This is a genomic window from Methylomonas koyamae (assembly GCF_001644025.1).
GTDB classification, from domain to species: Bacteria; Pseudomonadota; Gammaproteobacteria; order Methylococcales; family Methylomonadaceae; genus Methylomonas; species Methylomonas koyamae_A.
Window position 1 is genome coordinate 35956 of the sequence record NZ_LUUK01000175.1, and the last position, 11741, is coordinate 47696.

Annotated in this window: 9 protein-coding genes and 2 pseudogenes; 9 read left to right on the top strand and 2 right to left on the bottom strand. The window is 52.6% G+C overall.

Annotated features, from left to right (window positions below; translation table 11 throughout):
- Position 1: 1 nt before the first annotated feature.
- Positions 2 to 430 (bottom strand): annotated as a pseudogene (locus A1355_RS26165) (transposase); the annotation flags it as partial.
- An 857-nt stretch (positions 431 to 1287) separates the two neighbouring features.
- Here A1355_RS26165 and A1355_RS13970 point away from each other — a divergent pair.
- The 8 genes from A1355_RS13970 (at position 1288) to A1355_RS14005 (ending at position 10018) form a co-directional block, all read left to right on the top strand.
- On the top strand, positions 1288 to 2571 hold the full coding sequence (locus A1355_RS13970; protein ID WP_231883669.1) for an OmpP1/FadL family transporter: 1284 nt from the start codon (positions 1288 to 1290) through the stop codon (positions 2569 to 2571).
- A 52-nt stretch (positions 2572 to 2623) separates the two neighbouring features.
- Complete coding sequence (gene msuE / locus A1355_RS13975; RefSeq protein WP_064029153.1) at positions 2624 to 3193, top strand: FMN reductase; 570 nt, start codon at positions 2624 to 2626, stop codon at positions 3191 to 3193.
- A 12-nt stretch (positions 3194 to 3205) separates the two neighbouring features.
- On the top strand, positions 3206 to 4387 hold the full coding sequence (locus A1355_RS13980; RefSeq protein WP_064029154.1) for an acyl-CoA dehydrogenase family protein: 1182 nt from the start codon (positions 3206 to 3208) through the stop codon (positions 4385 to 4387).
- A gap of 84 nt (positions 4388 to 4471) precedes the next feature.
- Positions 4472 to 5575, top strand: coding sequence for a dimethylsulfone monooxygenase SfnG (gene sfnG / locus A1355_RS13985; protein ID WP_231883670.1), 1104 nt, complete (start codon positions 4472 to 4474; stop codon positions 5573 to 5575).
- On the top strand, positions 5575 to 6756 hold the full coding sequence (locus A1355_RS13990) for an acyl-CoA dehydrogenase family protein (RefSeq protein ID WP_064029155.1): 1182 nt from the start codon (positions 5575 to 5577) through the stop codon (positions 6754 to 6756). The genes sfnG and A1355_RS13990 overlap by 1 nt, the downstream gene beginning before the upstream one ends.
- An 8-nt stretch (positions 6757 to 6764) precedes the next feature.
- Positions 6765 to 7994 (top strand): bifunctional 3,4-dihydroxy-2-butanone-4-phosphate synthase/GTP cyclohydrolase II, encoded by a 1230-nt coding sequence (locus tag A1355_RS13995; protein ID WP_064029156.1) that lies wholly within the window; start codon positions 6765 to 6767, stop codon positions 7992 to 7994.
- Complete coding sequence (ssuD, locus tag A1355_RS14000; protein ID WP_064029157.1) at positions 7991 to 9130, top strand: FMNH2-dependent alkanesulfonate monooxygenase; 1140 nt, start codon at positions 7991 to 7993, stop codon at positions 9128 to 9130. The genes A1355_RS13995 and ssuD overlap by 4 nt, the downstream gene beginning before the upstream one ends.
- A 42-nt stretch (positions 9131 to 9172) precedes the next feature.
- Positions 9173 to 10018 carry an amidohydrolase family protein gene (locus tag A1355_RS14005; RefSeq protein ID WP_231883671.1) on the top strand — a complete coding sequence of 282 codons (846 nt, stop codon included), beginning with the start codon at positions 9173 to 9175 and terminating at the stop codon, positions 10016 to 10018.
- Here A1355_RS14005 and A1355_RS14010 read toward each other — a convergent pair.
- The gene (locus tag A1355_RS14010; protein WP_269454758.1) at positions 10015 to 11181 is read right to left on the bottom strand and encodes a sigma-54 interaction domain-containing protein; all 1167 of its coding nucleotides are present in this window, start codon (positions 11179 to 11181) and stop codon (positions 10015 to 10017) included. The two genes, A1355_RS14005 and A1355_RS14010, sit on opposite strands and share 4 nt — an antisense overlap.
- Positions 11182 to 11525: 344 nt before the next feature.
- On the opposite strand from A1355_RS14010, the pseudogene A1355_RS26170 reads away from it, so the two are divergent.
- Positions 11526 to 11741 (top strand): annotated as a pseudogene (locus A1355_RS26170) (hypothetical protein); the annotation flags it as partial.

Here is an 11741-nt window from a genome sequence, read left to right on the forward strand (position 1 = left end):
CTCGCGGAGAGCGGCCGTCAATGGCCGAGCCTTTTTCCTTGCTCGCCACATGCGGGGTCACCTTGCGCTGGCGTAGATTGGCGACAAAGTCTTGGGTGTCATAGTTTTTATCGGCACCCAAGGTCGCGCCCGGCTTGTGGATCGTACGCTTGACCATAGCTTGAGCCGCTTCGCGTTCCGCTGTTCCCTTGGCCTGAGTGACTTCGACGTCGACCACCAGGCCGTTACGGTTTTCCATCAAAGCATGACCAAGAAATGCCAACTGCGATTTGTCGCCCTCGCTCTTTTTTTACAGCCGCGCGTCGGGATCGGTGCGTGATACGTGAGTCTCGTTGCTGCGCTGCTCGCCCTTGAAGTTGACCGTGGGATTACGGCCGCCGTCTTCCGGCGGCGGGGTCGAGCCGTCTTTGCTCTCGTCTTTCGCTAACTTGGCCGGTTTGCCGGGACGTATCGCGATCCAGCAAAACGGTGGATTTTCGGCCGACATCTTAGGACGCTAGCCCAGGATTGATACCCGGCGTCGCGTTGGACGAAAGGTTCCTCGCCGTGCAATAGGAACGCCGCTTCGGTCGTCGCTGATGTTCCCGGCGGTGACTTTAAGCGTATCCACCTGGCCGGTTTCGTGATCGACGCCCTTGCGAAACTGACTGCCGAAGAACCACTGGCCGCCCATTTTGCTGGGAGGCGGCTTGGGTCGCGTACCTTGCTTTAATTTTTGGACGAGGTCGGCTCTGCATGCCGACTCTTACAAACAACTCGCGTTCACCCAGCGGAAGGTAAACGGCTTACGGCCGTGCCCTTGGCCGGGTGCGTAATGCGGCTCGATCCCAAAACGCATTGAATTGATCGAGGAATTTCACGCTAGGTGAGCTTGCCTGGGTAGGCATAGTCGACACCGGCGAAGCGGATTTGTTAGGAGGGCTTCATGGCGGGTTTCTCGAACAGCGGCTTAATTCACTCGCAGCCATTAATCGCAGGTTCCTTTAAGTAATCATTGCCGCACAGGCGGCTAACTGATCAGGCTTTGCTGCTGTAGCGGCAGCCCAAAAAGGCCTCCTATAAATTATCTATATGTTTTTAAAAGATATTTATTTGGCACGGTTTTAGCGTATTCGGAAATAGGCGATGTAAGCCTAATGATGATCCGAAAGATCGGATTGATAAAGCTCGCTAGAAGAGCTTTTTTACAACTGTGAGTACCAATCAATGAAAATAAGTTTTAATTCTCAGCTTAAATCTATTTCAGGTTTAAAAGGACTGTATGTATTCACAGTAACTGGAACGCTGATGAATATTTCCAGTTGCGTGTGGGCATTAAATTCCGGCACGGATCTGGATTTGAGTTTAAAGCCCATCGCCGGCGGCATGGCTGGCGCCGCTTTTGTTCGCCCTCAAGAAGTGTCCGCTGCTGTGTTTGGCAATCCGGCCACCTTGACGCAATTTAAAGGGTTTAATTTTGGCTTGGGCGCGGCGATTTTGGAACCCGAAGTCTATAGCCAACAAAGCAATGCCGGTTTCAGCAACGAATCGCACAGTCAAGCAGCAAATTATATTGCCCCCGATGTCGCATTAAGCGGGGAAGTAGCGCAGGGCTTGGTCATCGGCGCCGGTATTGGCGTGGATTCGGGTTTGGGTGCCGATTACAGAACGCAGCCGATCAATGCCGGCGCGGGTCTGGGTTTGCAAGGCAACGGTGTCGCCGGTGCGGCAACGCTGCCGTTACAAGTCGAATTGCTATCCTTTAGCGCCAACTTGGCGGCAGCCTATGAAATTACCCCCAAGTTATCGGTGGGGGCCGCATTGACGGTGGGCTACGGCATCGGTCAGCTGGGTACCGGCGGCAACAGCAGCGGCTTACAAAGCTTGACGGGCAATTTTGGCGGCACCACCGCCAGTTCGCACAATATCTCAACTCGCGGCTCGCTAGGCGCGACCTACCAGTTATTACCCGAGCTTTCCGTTGGCGTTTCAGTTAAGAGCCCGCTGAAATATAGCTATCGCAACGTCTTATCCACTACCGTGGGTGGCAACGATCGATACCAGACGCTGCATGTCGAACAACCCTTTGAAGTTACTTGGGGACTGGCTGGCAATCCGACTCGGAATTTGTTGCTTGAAGCCGATGTGCTTTGGAAACGTTGGTCCGAATCCTCGCTGTATCAAGACATTTATCAAGACCAGTTCCTGGCATTGCTGGGTGGACAGTGGAGCCAAGGCAATTGGCAATTTCGTGGCGGCTATAGCTATGCCAGCGATGTCTTGCGCGATAAACCGAACGGCACGGTTTCCGGTGCTTCCGGCCTCGGCACACTACCGCTCGACACCCCAGTTCCCGGTGTCCTCAATCAGAACGACTTAATCAAAGTCGTGCAAACCACCCTGGGCCCCGTGGTCTGGCAACACACCGTAACCGCCGGTCTCGGATATCAATTCAATCCCAAATTCCGCTTGGACGCATTTGGTGCGTACGCCTTTGAGGGTTCGGCGCATCGCGAAACGCTGGCGCTGGGCAGTTATTCGGTAAATGGCAGTGAATGGTCGATAGGCGCCGGGGCGAATTTCCATTTTTAAGTGATTTAGTTTACTAGGCTTTCTTTAACTTATTTACTGGTTTTAAATATTCATGAGCAAATTAAATGTAGTGGTGGTTTCCGGCAACCTGGGATCCCCGTCAAAAACCCTGGTATTAGCTGAACAGATATTGGCCGAATTGGAATTACTTACGCCGATAAAATCCACGATTTTTCAGCTTGCGGAATGGGCGGCTATATTCGGTCCGGCTCGACACCCAGGAGAATTGAACGATGAAGCCCGCAAGGTATTGCAAACCATAGCCTCGGCCGATCTGCTGATTGCAGTTAGTCCGGTTTATAAAGGTTCCTATACCGGCGCTTTCAAGCATTTAATCGACTTTATCGATCCTAATGCTTTGGTCGGCGTGCCGGTGATTTTGGCCGCTACTGGCGGGGGCTACAAACACGCGTTGGTCATCGAGCATCAACTGCGTCCATTGTTTGCATTCTTTGGCGCAAACGCCTTGCCGGTTGGCATTTATGCGGCGGAGCAGGATTACGATGGCCAACGTTTTGCCGAACCCGTCGTACTGGAACGCATCTCGGCGGCGGCAAAACAGGCCGTTGATGCCGCCCAAACCCGCATTCACTCTCTTCAAACCACTCAGAAAATCGCATAAGGAAATTCCACCATGGCTCAACATGATTACGAAAAAATTCGCACCGACATTCGCAAACTGGTCGATGAGGTGATACGACCCAACGCTGAAAAAACCGATGAAGGCGTATTCCCACGGGAAAATCTGAATGCCTTGGCCAAGGAAGGTTGGAACGGTGTGCTAATTTCAAAGGAATACGGCGGGTTGGGCTTGGACCACGTGGCTTTCTCGATAGTTGCCGAGGAAATTGGCCGTGCCTGCGCTTCCACCGGACTGGTATACGTGATGCACACCGGTGCCGCGCAAACCATCAATCTGTTCGGAAATCACGATCAGAAGGAACGTTGGCTGAAACCGGCGCGCGACGGTCTGGTCGGCACTTACTCAACCAGCGAAAAAGCGTCTGGCGGACACTGGTGGTTCAATTTCAGCGAAGCATCTCGAGACGGCGACAGCCACTACTTGTTAAACGCGGAAAAATCCTTCACCACCAGTGCCGGCCAGGCGGACTATTACATTTTTCAAACGCGATCGCCGGGTGCCAAGGGGCCGACCGACATCAGCTTTTTTATCGTCGATTCCAAGTTGCCCGGCATTAGCCACGGTATCTGGGAGGCCTTGGGTGTCCGGGGGAATCACAGCGGCCCGATTACCTATAAGGACGTGCGGGTGGAAACGCGCAACCGTTTGGGCGAAGAAGGCCAAGGCAAGGACATCGTCTACCACGGCGTATCTCCGGTTTATCTGATCGGCTTGGGAGCGGTGTGGCACGGCGTGGCACGTGCTGCCCTGGAAAGAGCATCGGAACATTTATCCGCCAACATACATCGCGACTTTAATCGCAAACTTTCGGACTACCAAGTGCTGAGACAACAATTGGGCGAATCCAAAGTGTTGATCGAGAGCCTTGGTCCGTGGCAACGCGAACTGGCACGGAAACTGGACGATTTACAGGCTAATGGAGAACCACAAGGCCAAATCTTGATTCCGCTGACCGAATTCAAGGTACATGCCGCCGAAGTGGCGAATATCTCGGCGCGCAACGCGCTGGATGTCAGTGGCGGTTACGGCTACAAAAAAGGTCCCATCGAACGCATTTTCCGCGACGCCCGCGCCGGTATCGGTATGGGGCCGTCCAACAATATCGCGCGCGAATGGATAGGCAAAGTTCTGGTCGGGTTACCGCTGGAATTGTTCGAGGCTGGTGGCGAATAACCGGCCAACCATCCATCTTATCTGCCCGGATGCAGCCCATGCGGGGCGTCCGGACTCTTTTTGCGCGATAAAGGAGCCACTATTGTGAGTCTGCCATCTTCAAATCAACTCTCTCCGATTAAGTTTGCCTACTGGGTACCCAACGTCAGTGGTGGATTAATCATCAGTAATATCGAACAGCGCACCAGTTGGGATATTGACTATAACCGCAAGCTGGCAAGGATTGCCGAAGAAGCCGGCTTTGAATACGCGCTCAGTCAAATTCGCTTTACGGCCGGTTACGGCGCCGAGTACCAGCACGAGTCGATCTCGTTCAGTCATGCGTTATTGGAGTCCACCTCAACGCTGAAAGTGATCGCGGCGGTTTTGCCCGGCCCTTGGCACCCGGCAGTGCTAGCCAAACAAATTGCCACCATCGATCACTTAAGCGGGGGACGTGTTGCCGTGAATATTGTCAGCGGCTGGTTTCGAGGCGAATTTACGGCCATCGGCGAACACTGGCTGGAGCACGATGAGCGCTATCGGCGCTCGGAAGAATTTATCAGAGCCATTAAAGGCATTTGGACCGCGGATAACTTTAATTTCCAAGGCGATTTTTACCGCTTTCACGATTACTCGTTGAAGCCAAAACCGCTACAACAGCCACATCCCGAGATTTTCCAGGGCGGCAGTTCGCGCGCGGCCCGGGATATGGCATCGCGAGTATCGGATTGGTATTTCACTAACGGCAATACTGTGGAAGGCATCAAAGCCCAAGTGGACGATATTCGCGCCAAGGCCTCGGCAAACGGGCATTCGGTCAAAATTGGCGTCAACGCCTTTGTCATCGCTCGCGATACCGAAGCGGAAGCCAAGGCCGTGTTGCACGAAATTATCGACAAAGCCAATCCGGAGGCCGTGAAGGCTTTCAGCCATGAAGTGCAGCAAGCCGGTAAAGCGTCTCCGGAGGGGGAAGGTAATTGGGCTAAATCCACTTTAGAAGACTTGGTGCAATACAACGACGGTTTTAAGACTAACTTGATCGGTACCCCCGAGCAAATTGCCGAGCGTATCGTGGCATTGAAACATATCGGAGTTGATTTGGTGCTGACCGGCTTTCTGCACTTTCAAGAAGAAGTGGCCTATTTTGGCAAACATGTGCTGCCGCTGGTCAGACAATTGGAAAACGAACAATCGGTGGCTGCCTGATGGGCACTAAGGTGGCGAATTGCCAAGTACAAGCCGTGTTCGAGCAGGCCGAGCGGCTTGCCGCCGATTTCGCCAAAACCGCGATCGAAAGAGATCGTTTGGGCGGTACGGCAAAGGCGGAGCGCGACCAGCTGCGCGCCAGCGGGCTGTTGAAACTCATCATTCCCGGAGAATTTGGAGGCTTTGGTTTTAATTGGCATGACACCTTGCGTGTCGTTCGGATTATTTCCCGAGCAGACAGTTCATTGGGCCACTTGTTTGGCTTTCAGCATTTACTACTGGCGACCGTGAGACTGTTCGGCGACCAATGGCGGCACTTTTACCAAGAAACGGCCGAACACAATTGGTTTTGGGGGAATACCTTAAATCCGTTGGATACCCGCGCGAAATTGATTGCGGATGGCGCCGATTGGTTGATAGACGGCCATAAGAGCTTTTGCTCTGGCGCCTTGGATGCCGATTATCTGATCGTTTCGGCATTACGCGAGCCCGACGGCAAGCTTTTTATAGCCGCGTTACCGCCGAACCGCCCAGGCATTACCCGCTTTGCCGATTGGAACAACATGGGGCAGCGCCAGACTGACAGCGGCAGTGTCGCGTTCGACCATGTGCGTGTCTACGATCACGAAATCCTGCGTAACCCAGGACCGTTGGGAAGTGTCTTCGCGACTCTTAGGCCGTTGATCGCGCAGCTTGTCCTAACCAATATTTACCTAGGTATAGCCGAAGGTGCGTTGGCCGAGGCGAGGCAATATACCCGCTCGCAAAGTCGGGCATGGTTTCTATCCGGCGTGGAAAGTGCCACGCAAGACCCTTATACCTTAAAGAAATATGGCGAGTTTTGGGTGGATATCAATGCCGCGGCGTTGGCGACAGACTATGCCGCGCAAGCCTTGGATCTGGCGTGGAGCAAAGAGGACGCTTTGACCGTGCAGGAGCGCGCCGATACTGCGATTGCCGCCGCCACTGCCAAAGTGTTGGCAACCCGCTCCGGATTGGATGTGACGCAGCGCTTGTTCGAAGTAACCGGTGCGAGAGCAACCACCGCTCAAGCCGGCTTCGATCGCTTCTGGCGTAATCTGCGCACCCATTCGTTGCACGATCCGGTTGATTACAAATTGGCGGATTTGGGGGCGTGGGTATTGAACGGCCAAGCCCCTAAACCCAGCTTTTACTCATGAGACACGCTATGAACGATAACAACATCGAAAAGGCGCTGAACGCTATACATACGGGTCAGTTTGTCGTGGTGGTCGACGATTTGGATCGCGAGAATGAAGGCGATTTAATCATCGCCGCCGAAGCAATGACGCCGGAAAAAATGGCATTCATGGTGCGTCATACCAGCGGCATAGTCTGCGTAGCTTTAACCGAGGAACGCGCTCAGGCCTTACAACTGCCGCCGATGGTGGCCCGGAATAGCGATGCTCATCATACCGCGTTCACCGTCTCGGTCGATCTGAAACTCGGCACCACAACCGGTATTTCTGCGAATGACCGTAGCGCCACGGTTAAGGCATTGGCCGACCCCGCGAGCAAGCCGGACGATTTTTCCAGACCCGGTCACGTGTTTCCGTTGATCGCTAAGCCTCAAGGCGTACTGCAACGACCGGGTCATACTGAAGCCGCTTGCGACCTGACGCGCTTGGCCGGTTTGCAACCGTCCGGCGTATTGTGCGAGCTGGTCAATGATGCCGGAAGTATCTTGCGAGGTGAAGCCCTTATTGAATTTGCCCGACATTATGATTTGCCGCTACTCTCGATAGCGGAACTCATCGCCTACCGGCGACGTAGCGAAAAGTTGATTGAATGGGTTGCCCAAGCCCGAATGCCCACGGAAGCCGGCATCTTCGGAGTACATGTCTACCGTTCAATTTTGGACGGCTCGGAACATCTTGCCCTGGTCAAAGGCGAGATTGCCGGCCGCGAAAACGTGCTGGTCCGGGTGCATTCCGAGTGTCTGACCGGCGATGTACTCGGATCGTTGCGTTGCGATTGCGGCAATCAACTGAAAATGGCGCTAATGCAAATCGCCCAAGCTGGAGCCGGCGTGTTAGTGTATTTGCGCGGCCACGAAGGCCGAGGCATCGGATTAGCCCATAAAATCCAGGCTTACGGCCTGCAAGACTTGGGGCGCGATACCTTGCAGGCTAATCTGGATCTCGGCCTGCCAGCCGATGCCCGCCAATACGACATCGGCGCACAAATCCTCACGCATCTCGGGGTTAACAGCTTATTACTGATGAGCAACAATCCCGCCAAATTCACCGAACTGATGGGGTATCCACTGAAAATCGCTGGTCGGGTGCCGTTGGAACCCAGGCCGAATCCCGAGAATCTGCGTTATCTGCGCACCAAGACTGAAAAGATGGGGCATTTACGGGACATAGACAGCTTGCTGGAGGTGAATAGCGTATGAAGATTTTCTGGTTCTTACCGACCAATGGCGACGGACGCTACCTGAATTCCCAACAAGGACTAAGAGCAGTCGATTACAGCTACTTGCAGCAAATCTCGATGGCCGCCGACCGACTCGGCTATAGCGGTGTATTGGTCCCGACCGGGGTAACCTGCGAAGACCCATGGATTGTAGCGTCGTCGTTGATACCGGTGACTGAGCATTTGAAATTCTTAGTCGCGGTGAGGCCGGGCTTAACCTCGCCCACCGTGGCCGCACGAATGGCATCATCATTAGATCGATTGTCAGGCGGTCGGCTATTGGTCAACGTTGTGGCCGGCGGTGATCCGGTGGAATTAGCAGGCGACGGCCTGTTTCATGACCATGACAGCCGTTACGAACTAACCGAAGAGTTTCTGACAATCTGGAAACGCCTCATGCAAGGAGAAACGGTTAGTTACCGAGGCAAGCATCTACGGGTTGAGCAAGCGAAACTGGCGTTTCCGCCGGTGCAAAGTCCCTATCCACCGTTGTTTATCGGCGCCTCATCGCCAGCAGGTCATCGCTTGACCGCACAACACATCGATTACTACCTGAGTTGGGGAGAACCTTTAGCTGCGGTCGCTGAAAAAATTCGCGACGTTAAAGCGCAAGCAGCGCAATTGGGCAGAACTGTCCGCTTTGGCTTGCGCATCCACGTTATCGTCAGAGAAACCGATGAACACGCTTGGCAAGCCGCTCATGAATTGATTCGCGATGTCGATAGCGAGGCGATCGCCCAAGCGCAAAAAGCCTATGCCCGCTCCGATTCTGAAGGACAACGACGCATGTCCGAACTTCACGGCGGTTCGCGCGATCATCTGGAAATTGCCCCCAATCTGTGGGCCGGTGTCGGGCTGGTGCGCGGTGGAGCAGGAACAGCATTGGTCGGCGATCCCGAAACCGTTGCGTTACGCTTAAAAGAATACGCGGACCTTGGGATCGATACCTTTGTAGTGTCCGGTTATCCGCATCTTGAAGAAGCCTATCGGGTGGCTGAGTTGCTGTTTCCGTTACTACCCTTGGTGAAGCGGCGCGATGAAGGCAAGGCGCAACCGGTGGTGCATTTGAGCCCAGTCGGCGATACCGGTCGGGTTGCCCTGAAAAAGGCTCAATAGCCGCGCAAGCCAAGTTTCTTTTCTGAATAAAGCGAGGTCAATTTGTCTACCATCATCGATATGCGTAATCGTCCGGCATTTTTGCACGACTTTTTCGGCGCAAGCCCAGGAACGGCCGCTTACGAAACAGCAGTCTGGTTAAATCACCGGGTTGGTTCCTTGGACGTCGGGCACTTGGAACGCTCATCAACGCTATCGGGTTACTTAAGCGAGTTGGAGCAAGCCGGTGTCGACAAGGCTGTGGTGGTTGGTCGGGAAACGCCGGATCTAACGATCGATAACGATCAAATATCGGCCTTGGTTAGCCAAAGCTCACGTTTGGTCGGTATCGGTTCGGTGGATATTCAAACGCGCGGAGCCGATTCGGCGATCAGCGAAATCCATCGGGCTGTGCGCGAACTCGGCTTTAAGGCCATCAATATCGAACCAGGATTTGGCCTTCCGGCACATCATGCCGACGATCCTCTCCTTGATCCGGTATATCAGACCTGCTTAGAGTTGGGTGTCCCGGTTTGTCTGATGACCGGCCCCACCACGCCGGACTTTGATTTCGCGCACCCCAATGCGGTGGCTCGCTTGGCACGGCGTTATTCGGACTTAAAAATTATCTGCTATCACGGTTACTATCCGTTCGTTAATGAGATACTAGGTGCGGCATTTCGTTACCAAAACATCTATTTAGTACCGGATATGTATATTTTTCAGCCCGGCGCTCAGCTCTACGTTGAGGCAGCCAATGGATTTTTACAGGATCAGTTACTATTTGGTTCTTCGTATCCATTTAGAGCCCTGTCTCAAACCATAAAAGATTATCGGTCATTAGGCTTTAAATCGACAGTTTTAGATAACATATTTTTCAAAAACGCGCAAGCGATTCTCAATATTTAATACCCCCAGACTTCGGCGGAAGTTTCAGTTTCTTGAGCACTACTTATTCGTATTCCGCTAGTCTCCTTGATATACATTTTGAAAGGGAAAAACAATGGTTTTTCGGTGTTTTCCGATACTTTTGCTTGGTTTTCCGATGCATTGGCGAGAGCTTTACGGTTAGGCGGGATAATTTCGTACCCGATTAGTTTTGCTCTTACAACATGGCGACTGAGGCCCAATAAACGGGCCACGGCGAGTTGATTGTGGTTGCAAGCATCGTAGGCTGCCGCGAATAGTGCCTTTTCAACCCGCTCGGCAAGCTGTTCCGGCTGTTGCTCACACAAATTTGCAAAAAATGGGTATAAATCATCAAGACTGGATTTCTGAATATCGTTCGACGCCGGACGTAAATTGAGCGTTAACAATTTAAAGTCGTCGGCTGCTATTTCCCGAGCCGCTGACACTAAAACCGCATGATGCACCGCGTTTTCCAATTCCCTGATATTACCTGGCCAATAATGACGAAACATCAGCGCTTCCGCATCTAATGAGAATATCTTATCGGGACAGCCTAGTCGCTTGCCATAGGATGCCAGAAAATGGCGAGCAAGCGGCAATATATCACCAGGCCTCAAACGTAATGGCTGCAAATTTAAAACCGCCACGCTTAATCGATAATATAGATCTTCTCGAAATCGTCCGGCAATAACCGCTTCTTCCAGATTTACATTCGTCGCGGCAATCAAGCGCACATTGATCGGAATAGGTTGGCGAGAGCCGACCCGAACCACTTCACGCTCCTGAAGAACTCGCAGTAACTTCACTTGCATTGACAACGGTAAGTCACCGATTTCGTCCAGAAATAGCGTACCGCCCGACGCAGCTTCAAACCAACCTTGTTTAAACGTATGTGCCCCGGTGAATGCGCCTTTTTCATGGCCGAACAGCTCACTTTCCACGAGCGACTCAGATAACGAACCGCAATTTATTGCAACAAACTGCTCATTCCTACGATGACTGATACTGTGAATATGCCGCGCAATTAATTCCTTACCGGTTCCGGTTTCGCCAATGATTAGTATATTCGCTTCGGATGGCGCTACTTGTTTGATACGCTTAAGCAGTTTCTTCGATTGTGGATCTTCGAATACCAAGGCAGAGGCTTTTATTGAAATAGCCATGTCCTCTGGGTTGTTGAATGCGAGTAAAGTCATTAGCGTATTTGAAAGTAGTGGTCTTACAGGTAGAATAGAAAAAGCAAATCATCCGGTAAATTGACATTATCTGATTTGTTTATCTTGAATGCGTATAACAGAGGGAATGTCGCTCACTCTCGTGATAGCGTTCGGATAAGGGAACCTCTGATTAATTCCCCAAAACAGCAAGTGGTATAATATTCCAACGAAATCGCGGTAGAGACGACGCCCATGGACCAGCCCCAACAACTCAGTTTTGCCGATGCCGAATACGCTAACAAAGGCAAAGTGACCCGGCGCGAAAGTTTCTCGGCCAGATCGAAGCCTTATTGCCGTGGTCCATCATTCTGGCGGTGATCGAGCCACATTATGCGTCTGGTAAAGGACGCGGGCGCAAGCCGTTTCCGTTGAATGCCATGCTGCACGTGCATGTCGCGCAGATTGTCTACAACTATTCCGATCCTAGGAGCCTGTCGGACTTAACTTACCAGCACATCTGTTGTCATCCAGCTCAGCGAAGACGGCGGTCGAAGGAAGGATTTGCC

Excerpts from the sequence above, each read along its gene's own strand:
- A1355_RS13970 (WP_231883669.1), top strand. The coding sequence starts at position 1,288 with ATGAATATTTCCAGTTGCGTGTGGGCATTAAATTCCGGCACGGATCTG.
- msuE (WP_064029153.1), top strand. The coding sequence starts at position 2,624 with ATGAGCAAATTAAATGTAGTGGTGGTTTCCGGCAACCTGGGATCCCCG.
- A1355_RS13980 (WP_064029154.1), top strand. The coding sequence starts at position 3,206 with ATGGCTCAACATGATTACGAAAAAATTCGCACCGACATTCGCAAACTG.
- A1355_RS13990 (WP_064029155.1), top strand. The coding sequence starts at position 5,575 with ATGGGCACTAAGGTGGCGAATTGCCAAGTACAAGCCGTGTTCGAGCAG.
- A1355_RS13995 (WP_064029156.1), top strand. The coding sequence starts at position 6,765 with ATGAACGATAACAACATCGAAAAGGCGCTGAACGCTATACATACGGGT.
- ssuD (WP_064029157.1), top strand. The coding sequence starts at position 7,991 with ATGAAGATTTTCTGGTTCTTACCGACCAATGGCGACGGACGCTACCTG.
- A1355_RS14010 (WP_269454758.1), bottom strand. The coding sequence starts at position 11,181 with ATGGCTATTTCAATAAAAGCCTCTGCCTTGGTATTCGAAGATCCACAA.